This is a genomic window from Kitasatospora sp. NPDC088351 (assembly GCF_040685575.1).
In the GTDB taxonomy this organism is placed as follows: domain Bacteria; phylum Actinomycetota; class Actinomycetes; order Streptomycetales; family Streptomycetaceae; genus Kitasatospora.
The window spans coordinates 41,095-59,612 of record NZ_JBFBIL010000015.1; the positions used below are offsets into that span (position 1 = coordinate 41,095).

Below are 18,518 nucleotides of genomic sequence, written 5' to 3' on the forward strand. Positions count from 1 at the left end.
TGGAGTCCTATCCGGTGGTGACGCGGTCGGCATCGTGCTTGTCGGCCAGCTCCGACAGGGTCTCAGCCCGCTCCCGCAGCCGGTCGGCCAGGGGCTCGGGGACGAGCCGGGAGTCGGCCTGCTGCCGCAAACTGCCTGCCGCTTCCCGCAGATGGCGGGCCTGCTGGTCGGTGCGGGCGATGTTCGCGCAGTTGTTGCGGCAGCGGTCCAGGCTGGGCGCCTCGGTCTTGCCGCCTCGGCCGGGGTGGCAGAGGGCCTTGGACCGGTCGTAGTTGCAGAACAGGAAGGCCTCCTTGTTCTCGAAGACGTTCAGGGTCGGGTCGGCCAGCAGGCGGCGGGCCTGCTTGACGGTGGCGATCATGCCGCCGAAGCGGTGGTGTTCCTGGGCCGCGGCGTGGATCAGGCGGCGGGCCGCCGGGCCGGAGACGCCGTCGCCTTCCTGGATGGCCTCGTGCACCTCGCTGAGGTGTTCGGCGACCGTGCGGGCCGTCTCGAAGTCCAGCAGGTCGTGGATGCCGCCGCGGGTCCGCGAACCGTAGCCCTGACTGATAAGCGTCCGCATGTGACCGTACTGGACTGCCAGGGCCACCAGCCCTCCCGGCCGGCGGGCAATGTGCCAGGCCAAGGTGCGGCGGAAGCGACCGGTGCCGACCCGGCCGTGGGGGTCGGGCGGGATCGCCTCGGCCTGCCGGCCCCGGTTCCGCGCGTAGGTGTTGACCCAGTCGGTGAAGTCCTCGACGCGGTTGCTCATCGTGGTGATCGCCAGCGACCTGCCGATCTGGCGCTCGGTGTCCCGCGGGTCGTGGACCTCAGCGGCGAACAGCAGTCCGTCGTGATCGCCTCCGAGGCGTTCCAGCACCCGGACTGCGGTCACGACCTGCGGGACTGCGACCCAGGGCGCCTCACGGACCACTCCGGCGGAGTCGTGGTTGCCGTCCTCGTCGCGGGCGACCTTGAACTGTCGCCCGTAGATCAAGTGCCGCTTGGCCGCCCCTGGCTCGCCTCCGGGGTCCGGGCAGCATCCGCTCTGCAGCCCCAGGATCTCCCCGGTCCTCATGCCCGTCAGGTAGCCGAGCACGATGTAGCAGGCAGTGACCAGGTGTCTGACCAGCGCGGTGAAGGTGTAGAACTCGAACGGCTCGTGCCACGGTTCACTGCCCATCGTGGCGGTGACCGGCGCCTCCAGCAGGCACGGGCCGGGGTTGGCAGCGATGCAGGCCCGCCAGGCCGGCTTTCCCATGATCTGGTGGACCCTCTCTGGCGGTGTCCCGGTCTTCCCTGCGAGGAATTTGGCCGGAACCGCTAGCGGCCGCCCCTTGATGGTTGCTGTCGGGAACGGCTTTCCCTCGGCCTTGAGGCCGTCCAGGAAGGCCCGCAGCCCGTCAGCTGAGGCCGGGTGCCGAAATCCGCGCAGGGCCTCGGCGGTGGCGGACAGACGGCTGTGTTCCTCGTTGGCGGTCATGATGTCGTCGGCGAACTCCTCCACGAACCGCAGAGCCCAGACCAGCAGCGGGCCCATGGTCGCCGGGGCGATCGGCTCGGTGACGTTCTCGCCCAGTGTCGAGGCCGCCGGCAGATAGTCGTCCAATCCTTCCGACAGCCAGGGCGGCGCCACCAACCGGTCCTGCGGCGGAAGGTAGAGCCGCCCGTAGTAGTGCAGCCGCGACAGCCCGACCAGGTAGGAGGTCACGGTGTTGCGGGACAGGCCCCGGACCTTGTCGAGATGGACAGCGAACTCGGCCAGGTCCTCGGCGGTCACCCGCGACAAGGTGGTGATCCCGCGCTCGATCAGCCACTGGGCGAAGATCGACCACTGGTTGACCGTCTTGAGGACACGGCCTGAGCTGAGCTTGGACCGCATGGCCGTCCCGTGCCGGAGCATGTCGGGGTCTGGCAGCGGGTAGTTGATGAGTGACCACGTGGCGTAACGGAAGGCTTCCCGGAAGACCTCGGGAAACCAGGCCCAGCGGATGAGATCGTCGGTCGCCGACGGGTTCTGCGTCAGCGCGAGCAGCGACCACCTTTCGTCGCCGTAGCGCGGGAGGAGGACGAGCCGCTGTGCGGGAACCGTGTCGGGGTCGACGATGAAGTCGCCGGCCGCGGGAGCGGCAAACCGCAGGTCAGGAGCCAGGCTCATGCGTCGAACCCCTTCCTCAGGAGCTGGTCGATGACCTCGCGGTCCTTGGCACTGACGCTGTTCAAGGCGTCGCTCCATTCGGTGTCGGTGAAGTCTGGTGCCTTCCTCAAGTCCCGTAGCCGTTCGTAGTGCTCTCGCCAGTCCTGGTCCCACACGTCCGCCGCGAGCACTGCCTTCAGTTCCTCCAGCATGTACAGCAGATAGGCCAGCCGCGGCAGGTGCCGGGGCGTGACCACGGCGTTTGGACAGGCGATGCAGAGCAGGAAGGACGCCCGACAAGGTAGGCCCGGCATGCCGAACGGACTGTGCGTGTAGTCGCTGCAACTGGCGGTCGCCGTGTCGGCGCTGGTATCCGTCTCCGCCCGGCTGATCTGGGCCTTGAAGGATGCCTTGGCCGACGCGACAGCTTCCTCGACACCGGCGGTGATCACCGGCTGGGCCTCGGTGTGCGTGCGAGGATCCGGCAGGACGTAGACACCGTCGTGTGTGTCCTGGCTGTGCTGGGTGGGAGTGCGCTGATGCGCGATGACCACGGTCTTGCGCAGGCGCCGGAGGTTCAAGGTCTTGCCGTCGCCCAGATGCCGGTTCCAGTTGCGCCAGACCTGGGCGTGGAGGTTGCCGTTGAACAGCGCGGCCGCCGATTCGCCGTAGACCCCGTGCCACCGCGCCATCCGCCAGACGATCAGCCGGTCGGTGGGCGCCTCCAGATACTCCAGAGCCATGCGGGCCGGTGCGGTGGCCTCGATGGCCTGGGTGATCAGCCGCCCAGGAGAGTCCGCGCCCCAGTCCGTCAGGTTCCGGGTCTCATAGCGAGCCGGCTGACTGCGTCGCCGCTTCTCCAGTTCCACCCGGTAGATGGTCTGCCCCTCACCCGTGTCCGGGCTCGCCTCGGGAACCTTCAGTTCCATGACCGGAGTCGCGTTCCAACCGTAGGCAGCGATGATCAGGACCATCAGCGCGCAAGCCTCGTTGGTGCTCAGGAACAGCCGCATCCAGGTCTTCTCAGGCTCGACCCCACCCAGTGCCTTCCCGTAGCGCGGGGTAGTCCGTCGCCGGTCGTCCGTGCCGACGTAGCTCGGCATCACTGCGGTGCGGACCAGGTGGTCCAGGGCCTCGCCGACGAGCCACTCATCGGTGCCCTTGGCGAACCTGCCAGCCTTCCAGTCCTGAAGGTACTGCCAGTTGTCGCGGATGCGGTGCAGCGCGGGCCGGAACATCCGTGTCGCGGTCAGTTTGATCTCGTCGAACTCCTCAGCCGAGTATGCGGTTTCCGCGCTCTCCTCCTTCGGCACTCGCCTCGTCATCAGCTTCCGCGTCTCCTCCGGCACCGCCGGGTGGTCCCTGAGCAGACGGGCGACCTTGCGGATCTGCCGCGAGCCGGTCGAGTTCGGCATCCGGCTCAGGCGCCAGGCCGCCCATATCTCGGGGGCCAGCTCGCTCAACGACTGCGGAACCTGGTCCTGATCAGCCAGAAACCGGCTGAAGTAGAGCACAACCAGCCAGCATTCCCGGCTGGACGGAAGCGTCTTCCAGGCGCCGTCCGGCGCAGTGTGGACGGCGAAGACCTCCGCCAGCTCCCGCTGAAACCGCGGGCCGACCGCCAGCTGCGCGAAGTCGTAGCTGGCCTTGTTCACGCCGTCCTCGGCCACGTGCTGGACCACCAGGCCACCAGGTCCCAGCGGCTGCCGACGCCGGTGCTCGCCGTCGGGCAGCGGCGCGCGTCGTCCTCGTGTACTCATGCCACGACCTCGCTGTCCAGCACGCGCTCCGACATCTTCGCGATCCGGGCCAGCAGCTCGTTGGTGCCCGGATCGGCCTCGTCCAGCAGCAGGGAACGGACCTGAAGGTCCGAGACCGGCGCGAGGTAGATCTTGCGGGTGGTCTCCTCACTTTGGTGATCAAGGAGGTCCTTCACCATGCGCCAGGCATCGCCGTAGAGCAGCCGGAAGTCCCGCCTCTCCTCCGGTGTGAGCCCGAACCGCTTGTCGAGCGCATGCTGGAGCGCGACCAGCATCTTCAGCGCGAAGGAATGCCTGGCCATGTGCGGTGTGAAGTAGGGCGGCTGGGCGACGTGGCCCTCCAGTATCCGCTGGCACCGCTCGGACGCTGCCCGGTAGACCGCCTCCCAGGAGTGCGGCAGGAACGGCTGTCCGTCCTCCGACAGCCACAACCACAGCGGCTCCAGCCCAGCCTCGCCCTCGATGAACAACCGCTGACGTTCCTCGATGTCCAGCGTCGTCAGCCCCCGCTCCAGCATCTGTCCCCGTTCGTCCCTGATGTGGAGCGTCGATTGGCGCCAGCCGGATCGTTTCTCCACCACCCAAATGTCGTCCATCGCCTCATAGCGGCCCTTGCCCTGGGCACGGCGGACCACCGCTCGGCGTGTTGTCCGCACGTAGGCGTCGATCGCCCGCAGGCACTCGACCGCGACGTAGAACGTCCGCTCGCGTCGACTCTTCGTCGTCGCCTTCGCCAGGCGCCCGTCGAAGTAGCGCTTGAGACTCTCCTCCAGGGGCGGGACCTCGATCGTCAGTAGCGAGCCGCCTTCCGAGCGCCGCATCCCCGAAGAAAACAGCAGGTCGGAGTAGGCGGCGTTACGGTCGTCGTTGCGGCCTCGCCACGACGGATCACGGCGGCCGTCCGCGGTGTAGCCGCGCAGACCCACATCCCTCCACAACCGGTAGGCGCGGGGCGTCAGCCACTTCACGTTGCTCGACCGCACGTCCTTTGCCCGGGCCGCAGGGACGCTCACCACGTCGCCGTGGCGGCCCATCATCTCGCGCTCCACAACCGGGCTGACCGCCATGTAGCCCTTGCGTACGGCCCACTTGTAGAGCCGCGTCAGTGCCGCGAGTTCCCGGTTCCACTTCGAGCCGCCGATCCGCTGCGGGTTCCGAGGTGACCAGCGCCGCCAATCCTCGAAGTCCAGAAGGTCCTCGGGATTGGCCTCATACCAGTTCTTTCCTTGCTGCCAGAGGAAGTTGAAGAAAAGGCAACAGTCCCCGGCGTAGTTTCGCCGCGTCTCTCTGGCCAAATGTGCGAAGGGGGAGCGCGTCAGGAAATGCGTCAGTCTGGGGTCCACCCTGTAGTTCGGGTCTGTCATGAAGACGTCCCCGGGGTCGATCCGGCTGACCTTCTCCCGCTGATCAAGGTCAGTCCAGCCTCGTAGCACAGGGTGATCGCTCACCACTGCGGACCGACCTCTTGTCACCCAGTGCACCTGCCAGGACTTGCTCAACACGTTCCTCTCCGCTCGCAACACGTACTGCTGCAACACGTAGATTCAATAGGGAACTCCGCGCACATCGCCATCCGCCACCCCGGGGGCGGCCAGCCGGTGGCGATCCGGGTGAGCAGGGGCGGTCGCAGCAGGACGGCCGGCAGGGCCAGCAGGAGCAGGCCCGCCACCAGCAGCCGGATGCGCCCGCCCCGCAGCCGCCTGCCCCGAAGGCCGGCCCGGCCGGGCGCGCCCGCGCCGGTGTCCACCCGCCGGGCGAGCAGCAGCGGCGCCGTCCAGCAGACCGCCACCGTGGCCAGGGCGAGCGACACCGTCCCGAACAGCCCGCCCGGCCAGGACAGTTGCGCGCCCGGCAGCTCGGCCCCGCGCCTCGCCACCGCCGCCAGCCAGCCGACCGGGATCGCGGCCGGCTCCGCGAGCACCCGGGCCAGCGCCGGCGAGAGCGGGTCCAGCGCGAGGACCGCGAAGCCGAGCAGCGTCGCCGGGGCCACCGCCAGCTCGGCCAGCAGATTGCACGGGATCGCGACCAGGCTGATGTGCGCGGACAGCACGACCGTCACGGGCGCGCAGAGCGCCTGGGCGGCCGCCGTGGCGGCGACGGCGCCCGCCAGGTGACGCGGCCAGCCCCGGGCCCGCAGGGCGGCCGCCCAGTGCGGGCCGAGGACCAGCAGGCCGGTGGTGGCGAGCACCGAGAGGAGGAAGCCGAACGACCGCGCCAGATACGGATCGACCAGCACCAGGATCAGAACGGTGCCGGCGAGCGCGGGCACCGCCTGGCGGGGGCGGCCGGTGGCCAGGGCCAGCAGCCCGACCAGGCCCGTACCGGCCGCCCTCAGCACGCTCGGCTCCGGCCGGCAGATGGTGACGAAGGCCAGGGTGACGGCCGTGCCCAGCAGCGCGGTACTGCGCAGCGAGAGCCCGAGCAGGGCCGCCAGGCCCCGGCGCTCGGGCGTACCGGCCCGCCCCGGCGCGCCCAGCAGCACACCGAGCACGATCGCCAGGTTCGCCCCGCTCACCGCGACCAGATGGGCCATGTCGGTGGCCCGGAAGGCGTCCCGGAGATCGTCGGGCAGCCGGGAGGTGTCGCCGACGACCAGACCGGGGAGAAGACCCCGCGCGTCCGGCGGGAGCCCGTCGGAGGCCGCCCGCAGGCCGCCCCGGAGCCGGCCCGCGATCCGTTGCGGCAGGCTCGGCGTCGCGAGCTGCCGGGGCGGCCCGTGCGGGAGCAGCAGCGCGGCGGACTCGGTGTCGTGGCCCTCACCGGCCGGGCGGACCTCGGCCTCGACGGCCAGCCGGGCCGACGGGAGCAACCGCTGCCAGGCCTCGACCGCCTGCCCTCGCACCAGCACGGTCACCGGGGTCCGCGTCCGGACCGTGTACCCGGCACCGCTGGTACGGCGGTCACCCGGGGCAGGCCCGTCCCGGACGGTGACACGGTCCGCCACGGCGTCCACGGTGAGGACGGCCTGCCCGCCGGTCGGCCCCCCGCTCCGGGAGGTACGGGCTCTCGGGTCGCCGGTGACGGTCAGTTCGACGCCCACTTCCGGGGCGGGCGGCGGCGGTTCGGGCGGGCGGCCGGCACCCCGGGGAGCCGCGGCCGCCGCGGCACGGGCCAGCTCGGGCAGCGGCCCCCGGTGCAGGTCGGCGGTGTGCAGGAGGGTGGCGGCGGTGGCCGCCGCACCGGTGAGGAGGACGGCGGCCAGGGTGGCGGCCGTCCCTCGGCTCCGGCGCACACCCGGGCGGGTGAGCAGGAGGACGCCCACCACTGCCGCCGCTCCCGCCGACACCGACGCCACCGCACCGTGCCCCGGGTCCAGGCCGAGCAGCCCGGCCGCGACCACCCACGCCGACACGGCGGGGAGCAGCAGCCGGAAGTCGGCGGCCGGGGCACGGGCGGGCGAAGCCGGGTCGACGGTGGCGATGACGGTACCTCCCTTCGGCAAGGCGGCGGAGCGGGGACGACGGACGGACCGGGCGGCGGAGCGGGGCGGGGAGTCAGAGGGTGAGCAGCGGTCTGATCTCGGCGTAGATGTGCTCGCCGATGCCGTTGACCTGTCTCAGCTGGTCGAGGGAGCGGAACGACCCGTGCGACGTGCGGAACAAGAGGATGCGCTGGGCAAGCGTCGGGCCGACGCCGGGGAGGGTGTCGAGCTGCTCAAGGGTGGCCCGGTTGATGCTGACCGGCTGCTTCGGCCCGGCCGCCGCCGGAGGGCCGGATCCCGCCCCGGCGGCAGGGGGCGGCCCGGGCTCGCCGACCAGGATCTGCTCACCGTCCGTCAGCACCCTGGCCAGGTTGAGGCTCTTGGTCTCCGTCTCGGGCAGCGGGCCACCGGCCACACGCAACGCGTCCGCCACCCGGGACCCGCCGGGCAGGGTGTGCAGCCCCGGCGCGTGCACCCTGCCCCCGATGTCCACCACCACGGCCCCCGCCCCCGGGCCGGTATCGGGGCCGGCCCGGGCAGCGGCATCGGAGGCGGTCTCCGCCGAGGCCGGTCCGCTCGCCGCCGGTGCCGGCGCCGCCGAGGCGACCGCCACCACCGGCACCGCGACCGGCCGGGGCCGCGCCAGCCAGAAATGCTGAAGGCCGTAGCCCACGGCAAGCAGCAGCAGGACGGTGAGCCCGGCCACCGCCCGCCGGTCGAGTACCACCGCCGGGGCGAACCGCGAACGCGCCCTGCCGCCCCCAGCCGCAGGCGGCTCCACCACACCCGGCTCCGACACCCCTCCCAGAGGCACCCCTCCCAAAAGCGGCCCGCCCGAAGTCACGCCCGACGGCGGCCCGGTGGCCACCGGCTCCCCCGCACCGAGCGGCCCTTCGGCCGCCGGCAGCAGTGCCGACATCCGCAGACGGGCGGTCTCACCGATCTCATGGCGCTTGGCCGCGCCGAGGCTCACGCTGGTCATGCGCAGCACGCTAGGAGCCCTCGGCCACCCTCGGGAGAATGACCAAAATCCTGTGGAAAACCAGGGGGTTGTGGATAACTCAGGTCACTCGTACGAGTGCCGATCACTCCTACGAATTGACCACCACCACGCCACCCGGCCTCAGCGCGGCGAGACCACCACCGCCAGCAGCCCCGGCCCGACGTGAGCGCCGATCACCGCTCCCACCTCGCCCACGTACAGGTCCCGCAGCCCGGGCACCCGGCCGCGCAACCGCTCCGCGAGCGGCTCCGCCCGCTCCTCCGCCGCCAGATGATGAACGGTGATGTCGACCTCGCGCTCGCCCGCCCGCTCGACCGCGATCTCCTCCAGGCGGGCGATCGCCCGGGACGCCGTCCGGACCTTCTCCAACGGCTCGATCCGCCCGCCCGCCAGGTGCAGCAGCGGCTTCACCGCCAGGGCCGAACCGAAGAACGCCTGGGCCGCACCGATCCGGCCGCCCCGGCGGAGGTGCTCAAGTGTGTCGACGTAGAAGAAGCCGCTGGTCACCGCCGTCCGCCGGATGACGGCCTCGGCCACCTCGTCCAGCTCCCGCCCGGCCGCGATCGCCTCGGCCGCCGCCAGCACGCCGTACCCGAGAGCCATACCGACCAGCCGGCTGTCCACCACCCGCACCGGGACGGGCGCCTCGGCCGCCGCCAGCCGGGCCGCCTCCACGGTGCCGGACAGCTCACCGGAGATGTGCACCGAGACGATCCCCTTCGCCCCGGCCTCGGCGGCCGCCCGGTAGGCGGCGGCGAAGGACTCGGGGTTGGATCGCGAGGTCGTCACCCGCTGCTTGCCGTTCAGCGCCTCGGCGACGTCCTTCGGGGAGATCTCCACCCCTTCGGCGAGGACCGAGTCACCGACCGCGACGCTCAGCGGGACCACGGTGATCCCATGGCGATCAACAGCTTCGTGCGGCAGATAGGCCGTGGAATCGGTGACAAGTGCGAGGTCGGCGGGCATGAGGCGGAGGTTACTCCCCGCCCGGCCCGGATAACAGCGCCGGACGGCAGCACCCGGACGACGAGGCCGGGACACCCCAACAACACGGCATACGAGGCCTGCGGGACCGACAGGACCAACAGGACCAGGACACCCGGGGCCGACAGGTCAGCCCGCCGACGATCCCGTCGTCGGCTTCCGCAGCCGCTGCGCCAGCCGGGCCAGCGGGTCACCGAGGCCCAGCAGGTCCTCGGCGCTCGGCCGCCCGCCCTTCCCGTCGGTCAGCCCCGGCCGCTGCTGCGACCCCTCCCGAGCGGCACCCGCGGCACCGGCCCCACGCCCGGCACCAGCCCCTGCGGCCCCCGCGGACCCGGAAGAGCCCGCACCCCCCGACGTGTCCCAGTGCCGCAGCGCCCCCGCCTCGCTCTCGCACTCCTTGCTGAGCCGGCTCAGCTCGTCGTCCGCGAAGCGGTGCATCCGGTCCTGGGCGGCCCAGCGCATGGTCTCGGCGGAGTGGGTGATCCGCTCGGCCCGCTCCCGCAGCTCGGGCAGCTTGGCCGCGATCCGGCCGGCGTCGGGCTCGCGCTCCAGCGTCCGCAGCTCTCCGTCCAGCTCGGCCGCGTGGACGTCGAGCCGGGCCAGCAGGCCGAGCGACTCGCTGAGCTGGCCGTCCTGGGCGAGGCCGCTCTCCAGTACCTGGCGGGTGCCGCTCAGCGAGGTCCGCAGCCCGAGGCGGACGGCGGAGATCTGCCCCTGCGGGCCGGCCTTGGTGTACGTCTTCGCCTTGAGGGCGGCGTTCTCCACCGCACGCCGGGCGTTGGCCTCGTGCCGATCGACCTTCGCCGCGACCGCCTTCGCCGCCTTCACCGTGCCCACCACGGCCAGGACCGCCACCGCGATCCCGAAGAGCAGGGCCAGGCCGATCATCACGCCGAGCACGTCCATCACGAGTCACCTTCCGACAGCCGAACCGGCCCCCACCGGGCCCAACGCGGACCGGGTCGCCGAGGGTTCCACGGTAGCCTCCACTCCGGTCCCGGGGCAGGCCGAACGAGCCTCCGACGGCCGAGATCAGGGACAAGTCGGGGATCTCCCCCGAGGGTCCCCCGCCCACCGGACCAGTCGGCGGGATCAGCCCGGCCACGACGCCCGGAACGCCACGGGGCCGGAAGCACCACCACACCCGAAGCACCACCACGCCCGGAACGCCACAGGGCGGGCGCCCCGAAGGACACCCGCCCCGAACAGCCGGACACCGGCGAAACGTCAGCCGGTGACGATGTTCACCAGCTTCGGCGCACGCGCGATCACCTTGCGCACCGGCGCGTCACCGATCGCGGCGACGACGGCCGGGTCGGCCAGCGCCAGCGCCTCCAGCTCGGCGTCGGAGATCGCCGGGGCGACCTCCAGCCGGGCCTTCACCTTGCCCTTGACCTGCACCACACAGGTCACCGTCTCGTCCACCACGTACGCCGGGTCGGCGACCGGGTAGTCGGTGTGCGCCAGCGACTCGCCGTGGCCCAGCCGGCGCCACAGCTCCTCGGCGATGTGCGGGGCCAGCGGGGCGACCAGCAGCACCAGTTGCTCGGCCACCACCCGCGGCGTGGACCCGCGCTTCACCAGGAAGTTGTTCAGCTCGATCGCCTTGGCCACGGCCGTGTTGAAGCGCAGCCCGGTCATGTCGCCGCGGATGCCGTCGATGGCCTTGTGCAGCGCGCGCAGCGTCGCCTCGTCGGCGGGCTCGTCGGTGACGACCAGCTCGCCCGTCGCCTCCGAGACGACGTTGCGCCACAGCCGCTGCAGGAAGCGGTACGAGCCGACCACCGCACGGGTGTCCCACGGGCGGGAGACGTCCAGCGGGCCCATCGACATCTCGTACAGGCGCAGCGTGTCGGCCCCGTACTCGTCGGCGATCTCGTCCGGCGCGACGGCGTTCTTCAGGGACTTGCCCATCTTGCCGGCCTCGCGCTTGACCTGCTCACCCGCCCAGAAGTACGCGCCGTCGCGCTCCTCGACCTCGGCGGCGGGCACCGGGAAGCCGCGCTCGTCGCGGTACACGTCGGCGGTGATCATGCCCTGGTTGAACAGCTTGTGGAACGGCTCGACCGAGGAGACGTGGCCCAGGTCGTGCAGCACCTTGTGCCAGAAGCGGGCGTACAGCAGGTGCAGTACGGCGTGCTCGGCACCGCCGACGTACAGGTCGGCGCCGCCGCCCGGCTTGGTGGCCGTCGGGCCCAGCCAGTACTGCTCGTTGGCCGGGTCCACCACGCGCGAGCCGTTGGACGGGTCGACGTAGCGCAGCTCGTACCAGCACGAACCGGCCCAGTTGGGCATGGTGTTGGTCTCGCGGCGGTACCTCTTCACGCCGTCGCCCAGGTCCAGCTCGACGTTGACCCAGTCCTCGTTGCGCGACAGCGGGGTCTTCGGCGAGGAGGCGGAGTCGTACGGGTCGTAGGTGTGCGGCGAGTAGTCGTCCACCTCGGGGACCTCGACCGGCAGCATCGACTCGGGCAGCGCGTGCATCACGCCGTCCTCGTCGTAGACGATCGGGAAGGGCTCGCCCCAGTACCGCTGACGGCTGAACAGCCAGTCGCGCAGGCGGTAGTTGACGGTGCCCTCGCCGATGCCGTGCGCGGTCAGCCAGCCGGTGACGGCGGCCTTGGCGTCCACCACGCTCAGGCCGTCCAGCGAGACGCCGTCCTCGGTGCCCTCGGCGTGCGCCGAGTTGACGATGACGGAGTCGTAGGTGTCGAAGGCGTCGTCCCAGGTGTGCGGGTCGTCGTCGCGCCCGTCGGTGGGCTTGACGACGCAGCGCATCGGCAGTGCGAAGGCGCGGGCGAACGCGAAGTCGCGGCTGTCGTGGGCCGGGACGGCCATGATGGCGCCGGTGCCGTAGCCCATCAGCACGTAGTCGGCGATGAACACCGGGACGGGCTCGCCGCTGACCGGGTTCACCGCGTACGCGCCGGTGAACACACCGGTCTTGACCTTGGCCTCGACCTGACGCTCGACGTCGGACTTGGCCGCGGCGGCGGCGCGGTAGGCGGCCACGGCCTCGGCGGGGGTGGCGGTGCCACCGGTCCACTCGGCCGGGACGCCCTCGGGCCAGGCGGCCGGGACGATCGAGTCGACCAGGCCGTGCTCGGGGGCCAGCACCATGTAGGTGGCGCCGAACAGGGTGTCGGGGCGGGTGGTGAAGACGGTGATCTTCTCACCGGAGCCGACCGCGAAGTCGACCCGGGCACCCTCCGAGCGGCCGATCCAGTTGCGCTGCTGCAGCTTGATGGCCTCGGGCCAGTCCAGCAGGTCCAGGTCGGAGATCAGGCGGTCCGAGTAGGCGGTGATCCGCATCATCCACTGGCGCAGGTTCGACTTGAACACCGGGAAGTTGCCGCGCTCGGAACGGCCGTCCGCGGTGACCTCCTCGTTGGCCAGCACGGTGCCCAGACCCGGGCACCAGTTGACCGGCACCTCCTTGGAGTACGCCAGCCGGTACTCGCCCAGCAGCTCGTCGCGCTCGGTGGCGGACAGCTCCGCCCAGGCGCGCCCGTCCGGGGTCTGCCGCGCGCCGGACTCGAACTGCGCGATCAGCTCGGCGATCGGGCGGGCCTGGCCGGCCTGCTCGTCGTACCAGGAGTTGAAGATCTGCAGGAAGATCCACTGGGTCCAGCGGTAGTACTCCGGGTCGATCGTGGAGATCGAACGGCGCGGGTCGTGGCCCAGGCCCAGCCGGCGCAGCTGCTGGCGCATGTTGGCGATGTTGGCCTCGGTGGAGACCCGGGGGTGGGTGCCGGTCTGCACCGCGTACTGCTCGGCGGGCAGGCCGAAGGCGTCGTAGCCCAGCGTGTGCAGCACGTTGTGGCCGGTCATCCGCTGGTAGCGGGCGTAGACGTCGGTGGCGATGTAGCCCAGCGGGTGGCCGACGTGCAGGCCCGCGCCCGAGGGGTACGGGAACATGTCCATGATGAAGCTGTGCGGCTTCGCGGTGACGTCACCGGCGGCCGGGTCGGCCAGGTCGCCGGCCGGGTTGGGGGCGTTGAACGTGCCCTCCTTCTCCCAGATGTCCTGCCAGCGGGACTCGATCTCCGCAGCCAGGGTGGCGCTGTACCGGAACGGCTCGGTTGCGGCTTCGGCCGCGCCGGAAGCAGGGGTCGTCTCGCTCATGGTCCTTCAAGCTCCATCGATGTCGGTTGGCGAACCGTCGCCGGGCCCGTACCGGTACCCGGCCGGCCACGGCCAGGGCGCGGGAAACGCAGGCGGAAAACAAAAAATCCCCTCGCAGGAGGGGACGCCACGCCGACTCCGGCACCGCCCGAAGGCGCGGCCGGTCCTGGTCAGCGCGGCCGGCTAAGGAGCAGGCGCACGGTTCGCATGGGCTCAGGGTACCGCAAGGGGCTCAGGCGCCTCCCGGCAATGCCGCCCGGGAGGCCGCGTCGAAGTCGCGCAGCGCCCGGGCCACCCGCTCGGACTGCATGCCGGAGGCCAGCGCGCGGGCCAGGACGGCGGTCCTGGCGGCCTCCTCGGGGGCGCCGTCGCGGCGGTGGGAGTCGGCCAGCCGGACCAGCAGCAGGGCCTTGGCCCGGGCCCGGCCGGGGCCGAGGCCGGCCACCGCCTCGGCGAGCAGGGCCTGGGCCCGCCGGTGGTCACCGAGGTAGAGGTACGCCTCCCCCACCATGCCCGCGAGATCGGCCCCCGTCTCGGGATCCGCCATCACCCCGTCACCCGCCTCCGCGAACGCCCGCTCCGCCGCCGCACCGGCCGCCTCCGGCTCGCCCCACCGCCCGTACGCACGGGCGATCCGGCCGTACTGGAGCGCCCGTTCGGCCGGGCCGAGGGTGTCCCCGGCGGACTCCAGCGCCGCGGCCAGCATCGTGACGGCGCCCGACCCCCGCCCGCCCGGACCGTGCGTGGCCAGTACCACCAGAGAGCCGACCACCTCCACCCCGAGCCGGGGGTCGCCGCTGACGTGCGCGGCCCGCAGCGCGGCCACGAACGCCCGCTGGGCGGCCGCGTCATGGCCGAGGTCGTAGGCGGCCGAGCCGGCCAGCCCGGCCAGCCGGCTCGCCGTGCCGTACAGCTCGCGTCCGCGCTTCTCGTCGTACGCGCCGAGCTCCAGCAGTTTGGCCACCATGGCGAGTTCGGCCCGGGCCGGGCCGAGGACGAGCCCGCCCCCGCAGGCCCGCTCCAGCCGCAGCTTGCTCCGGTAGGAGAAGCCGAGCTCGTCGACCAGGCCGGGGTCGATCCGCAGGGCGCCCTCGCCACCGCCGACCGGTGGTGGCGGGGAGGCCAGCCGACGGGCGGCCTGGTCGAGGTCGGCGCCCCGGAAGAGGTCGGTGAGCCGGACCGGCCCGGCGTCGGTGGCCGCCTCGCGCAGGGCGGTCTGGGCGGTGTCGGCCGTCCACGGGTCGGTGAGCAGCCGCGGCGAGAGGATCTTGGCTCCCCGGTTGCCGCCCATCCGGCCCCAGAGCTGCTCATAGGTGACGGCGATGCCCAGCGTGCGGCTGAGCACCTCGCAGACCGCCTGGTCGTGCGGGCTGCGCGGCACCATGCCCCGGTCGCGCCACTTGTACGGGGCGGTGGAGCTGATCGCCAGGCCTGGCTGCAGGGTGAGGTTCACCTCCCGGGCCAGGCGCTCCGGGTTCCAGCCGAGCTGGTGCAGTATCCGGGCCAGTTCCTCGTTGCGTCTGCGCTCCAGATCGGCCATGTCACGACCGTAGCGGGCGGCACGGGCCGGGCGCTGCGAGACGGGTCAACCGTGCGCCCGCCCGGCGGGAAACGCCGAGGGCCGCCTCCCGGAACGGGAGGCGGCCCTCGACTGCTGTGGAGCTACGGGGAATTGAACCCCGGACCTCTTGCATGCCATGCAAGCGCTCTACCAACTGAGCTACAGCCCCTTGACCTGCGTTGTCACCGGGGGCTACCTGCGGTTTCCCTCGGCGACATCGACTACTTTACACGGTCACGGGGGTGGTTCACGAATCCGTTGCCGGAGGCACCCGCGGGCCCGCCCGCCACCCACCGGGTACGGCCGGCGAAGGCCCCCGCGAGGACGGCGGTGACGAGCACCCCGCCGCCGACCGGCAGCACGCACCCGAAGCACCCAGAGCACGCGGAGACGGCGGGAACCCGCAGGACCCGGAAAACGGAGAAGGCCGCCACCCGGTGGGTGGCGGCCTTCTCACTGTTGTGGAGCTACGGGGAATTGAACCCCGGACCTCTTGCATGCCATGCAAGCGCTCTACCAACTGAGCTACAGCCCCGCGACACGCACGGCCCTCGCGGACCGCAGGTGCGGAGTGGAGCTACGGGGAATTGAACCCCGGACCTCTTGCATGCCATGCAAGCGCTCTACCAACTGAGCTACAGCCCCGCACTTCACCGGATTTTCCGCTTCCCTTCCGGGCCGCGTTTTCCTCCGTGCGAACGAGGAAGACTCTAACTGGTCAGGCCCGGAACTGCGAAATCCGTCCCCGCCGGCCGCTCGGCGGATCACCGCCGGCAGCCCCCACTCAGGTGTCGTCGCCGATCACCGGCTGCGGCAGCGTGCCCGCGTTGTGCTCCAGCAGGCGCCAGCCGCGCACGCCCCGGCCCAGAACGGACCAGCAGCAGTTGGACAGGCCGCCGAAGCACTCCCAGAGCCCCGGCTCCAGGCCGAGCAGCCGCCCGAGCATGGTCCTGATGGTGCCGCCGTGGCTGACCACCACCAGGGTGCCGTCCTCCGGCAGCTTCCCGACCGCGTCCAGCACGACCGGCACCGAGCGGTCGGCCACCTCGGTGGACAGCTCACCGCCACCGCGCCGGACCGGCTCGCCCTGCGCCCAGGCCGCGTACTCCCCCGGGAAGCGGGCGCGGATCTCGGCGTTGGTCAGCCCCTGCCAGGTGCCCGCGTAGGTCTCACGCAGGCCGTCGTGGTGCTGCACGTCCAGGCCGGTGATCTTCGCCAGCTCCTCGGCGGTGCGCCGGGCGCGCTGGAGGTCCGAGGAGATCAGCAGGTCGGGGTGGAGGCCGGCGAGCAGCCTGGCGGCCCGCTGGGCCTGCTGGACGCCCTGCCCGGTCAGCTCGATGTCCGTGCTGCCCTGGAACCGCGATTCGAGGTTCCAGGACGTCTGGCCGTGCCGCCAGAAGACGATGCGCGGACCTCGCGCGTCCCCGCTCAGCTGTAGTCCTCGGCGCCGAAGTCGTCGGCCGGGGCGACCTCGGCCGGGGCGACGGCGTTGCCGGCCGCATCGGTCCGCACGTCCTCGGGGCGGTTGCGGGTGGCCAGCGCGTCGGCCGGCAGCGGGAGTTCGGGGCAGTCCTTCCAGAGCCGGTCGAGCGAGTAGAAGGAGCGCTCCTCGGAGTGCTGGATGTGCACCACGATGTCCAGGTAGTCGAGCAGGATCCAGCGGCCCTCGCGCTCGCCCTCCCGGCGCACCGGCTTGACGTCCAGCTTCTCGCGGAGCTGGTCCTCGATCTCCTCGGCGATGGACTTGACCTGGCGGTCGTTGTTCGCGGAGGCGATCACGAAGGCGTCGGTGATCGACAGCACCTCGCTGACGTCGAACGCGATGATGTTGTGGGCCAGCTTGTCGGCCGCCGCCTGGGCGGCGACGGTGATGAGTTCCTGGCTGTGCTCGGTGACGGTCACGGTGTTCTTCCGGCTCGACGGCTTGGGGGCGGTCCCCGGCACCCGGCCGGGGATCGCCTTCCAGGATCTCACGCCGCCCGGGCGGCCCCGGAACCGTTTTCCGGGGCCGCCGCGCACACCCGGGGCTACTGCGTCTTCGGCGCCTGGTAGTCCTTGCCCAGCACGACCACCAGATCCGCGTTCTGGGCGTCGGTGACCTTCTTCGCCGCCGTCTCCGGCAGGTTGAGGCTGAGCGCCAGCGACTTCGCCGCGGCCTGCCGGGCGTCGTCGGTGTAGCGGATCTCACTGACGGCCTGCGGGGCGGTCTTCGACCCGCCGGGGATGAAGGTGAGGCCCGCGTTCATCACCTGGACCTGGGCGGCCGCCGCCGCCTGGTCGTTGCCGCTGGCGTCCTGGATGCTGACCCGGGCCGGGGCGTCGCCCGAGGCGGCGGACTTCACGGTGCCGCCCAGCACGTCCTTGACCTGCTTGCCGGCCGTGGCGTCGTCCAGGGTGCCGTCCGGCTTGACCGTCAGCGCGGTGGTGCCGAAGCGGCCGTCCTTGGCCTGCTGGGAGAGCTGGACGAGCACCCCCGCCAGGGCGTCCTCGGGCAGCGACGGGTCGAGCACCGCGTTCATCCGGTGCACATCGTCCTTGGCGTCCTTGAACTCGGTCGGCATGGTGCGCACCACCGCGTCCATCACCTGTCCGAACCGGGCCAGTTGGGCGTCCCGGTTCTCGGTGGGCGCCTGGTAGGTGGCGTAGGCGACCGCGGCCTTGCCGTTCAGCAGGGTGTTCTTGCCCGCGGCGGCGAGCAGCTTGCCGTCCGGCTTGCCGCCCTCGTGGGCCTCGGCGTTGGTGTCCACCCGGACCCCGCCGAGCTGGGCGACCAGCAGTTCCAGGTACGGGGTGTCCAGCCGCCAGGTGCCGGCCACCGGGGCGCCCAGCACGGTGGTCAGGCCCTCCCTGGTGGCGGACGGCCCGATGCTGTCCATCGCCTGGCCGACCGTGGTGACCGGCGGGTCACCCGGGCCGGGCAGCCGGAGGGTGTCGGGCAGCAGCAGCACGGTGCCCTTGTGCCCGGAGGAGTCGTTGACCAGCAGCGCGCTGGAGACCTTGCCCTGCAGGTCGCGCAGGTGCACCACGTTGACCTGGCGCGGACCGGCCGCGGTCGCCGCGGTCTGCTTGTCCCCGGTGAACCAGAGGTAGCCGCCGGCCCCGGCCGCCGCGAGCGCCACCACCACGCCGGCGCCGATCAGCCGGTTGCGCAGCTTGCGGCGGCGCTCGGCCCGCACCTCGCTGCGGGACTCGGCGAACTTCAGCCAGTCGATGACGTCCTCGGACTCCTCCGCCTCCTCGTCGACGAAGGTGAACTCGTCCGTGGGGTAGTCGTCCTTGGACGTCTTCCCTGCGCCCGCACCGGACTTGCCCGCACCCGGCTTGCCGGCGGCGGACCTGCCCGCACGGCCCCCGCCGACCTGCTCGGACGGCGGCTCCGGTTTGGCCGGAGCCGCCTCGGTGGCGGCGGGCCGGGCCGCGCGCGGACGCGGCGGCGCGGGCGCCGGCGCGGCCGGAACGGGCTCGGGCTCGGTGACCACCGGCTGCGGCGCGGTGGCGTACTGCTGCTGGGGGTACGGGTCGTAGGCCTGCTGGTACTGCTGCTGCTC

The 18,518-nt window shown here is 72.0% G+C and carries 12 protein-coding genes and 3 tRNA genes; all 15 read right to left on the bottom strand.

Translation table 11 applies throughout. The annotated features are described in order from the left end of the window. Positions 1-7: 7 nt before the first annotated feature. The gene (locus AB0P06_RS14115; RefSeq protein ID WP_363607520.1) at positions 8-2,137 is read right to left on the bottom strand and encodes an integrase; all 2,130 of its coding nucleotides are present in this window, start codon (positions 2,135-2,137) and stop codon (positions 8-10) included. Continuing rightward, on the bottom strand, positions 2,134-3,798 hold the full coding sequence (locus tag AB0P06_RS14120; protein ID WP_363607521.1) for a hypothetical protein: 1,665 nt from the start codon (positions 3,796-3,798) through the stop codon (positions 2,134-2,136). The genes AB0P06_RS14115 and AB0P06_RS14120 overlap by 4 nt, the downstream gene beginning before the upstream one ends. Positions 3,799-3,872: 74 nt before the next feature. Further along, positions 3,873-5,378, bottom strand: coding sequence for a site-specific integrase (locus tag AB0P06_RS14125; protein WP_363607522.1), 1,506 nt, complete (start codon positions 5,376-5,378; stop codon positions 3,873-3,875). Further along, the gene (locus AB0P06_RS14130) at positions 5,372-7,318 is read right to left on the bottom strand and encodes a ComEC/Rec2 family competence protein (protein ID WP_363607523.1); all 1,947 of its coding nucleotides are present in this window, start codon (positions 7,316-7,318) and stop codon (positions 5,372-5,374) included. Before AB0P06_RS14130 ends, AB0P06_RS14125 begins: the two co-directional genes overlap by 7 nt. Before the next feature lie 52 nt (positions 7,319-7,370). Further along, a complete protein-coding gene (locus AB0P06_RS14135; RefSeq protein WP_363607524.1) occupies positions 7,371-8,279 on the bottom strand; it encodes a ComEA family DNA-binding protein in 909 nt (302 codons plus the stop codon). 141 nt (positions 8,280-8,420) lie between these two features. Next, the gene (locus tag AB0P06_RS14140) at positions 8,421-9,266 is read right to left on the bottom strand and encodes a DegV family protein (RefSeq protein WP_363607525.1); all 846 of its coding nucleotides are present in this window, start codon (positions 9,264-9,266) and stop codon (positions 8,421-8,423) included. Positions 9,267-9,413: 147 nt separating this feature from the next. Further along, positions 9,414-10,190: a hypothetical protein gene (locus AB0P06_RS14145; RefSeq protein ID WP_363607526.1), complete on the bottom strand. Its 777-nt coding sequence runs from the start codon at positions 10,188-10,190 to the stop codon at positions 9,414-9,416. A gap of 321 nt (positions 10,191-10,511) precedes the next feature. Then, positions 10,512-13,409 carry a leucine--tRNA ligase gene (gene leuS, locus AB0P06_RS14150; RefSeq protein WP_363607527.1) on the bottom strand — a complete coding sequence of 966 codons (2,898 nt, stop codon included), beginning with the start codon at positions 13,407-13,409 and terminating at the stop codon, positions 10,512-10,514. Between the two features lie 232 nt (positions 13,410-13,641). After that, complete coding sequence (locus AB0P06_RS14155; RefSeq protein ID WP_363607528.1) at positions 13,642-14,949, bottom strand: hypothetical protein; 1,308 nt, start codon at positions 14,947-14,949, stop codon at positions 13,642-13,644. 117 nt (positions 14,950-15,066) lie between these two features. Beyond that, positions 15,067-15,139 (bottom strand) — tRNA-Ala (locus AB0P06_RS14160). Between the two features lie 293 nt (positions 15,140-15,432). Next, positions 15,433-15,505, bottom strand: a tRNA-Ala gene (locus AB0P06_RS14165). 37 nt (positions 15,506-15,542) lie between these two features. After that, positions 15,543-15,615: transfer RNA gene (locus AB0P06_RS14170), tRNA-Ala, on the bottom strand. 139 nt (positions 15,616-15,754) lie between these two features. Then, the gene (locus tag AB0P06_RS14175; protein ID WP_363607595.1) at positions 15,755-16,402 is read right to left on the bottom strand and encodes a histidine phosphatase family protein; all 648 of its coding nucleotides are present in this window, start codon (positions 16,400-16,402) and stop codon (positions 15,755-15,757) included. Continuing rightward, on the bottom strand, positions 16,399-16,872 hold the full coding sequence (gene rsfS / locus AB0P06_RS14180) for a ribosome silencing factor (protein ID WP_363607529.1): 474 nt from the start codon (positions 16,870-16,872) through the stop codon (positions 16,399-16,401). Before rsfS ends, AB0P06_RS14175 begins: the two co-directional genes overlap by 4 nt. Before the next feature lie 125 nt (positions 16,873-16,997). Then, positions 16,998-18,518: LCP family protein (locus tag AB0P06_RS14185; protein WP_363607530.1), on the bottom strand; the 1,521-nt coding region annotated here is incomplete at its 5' end.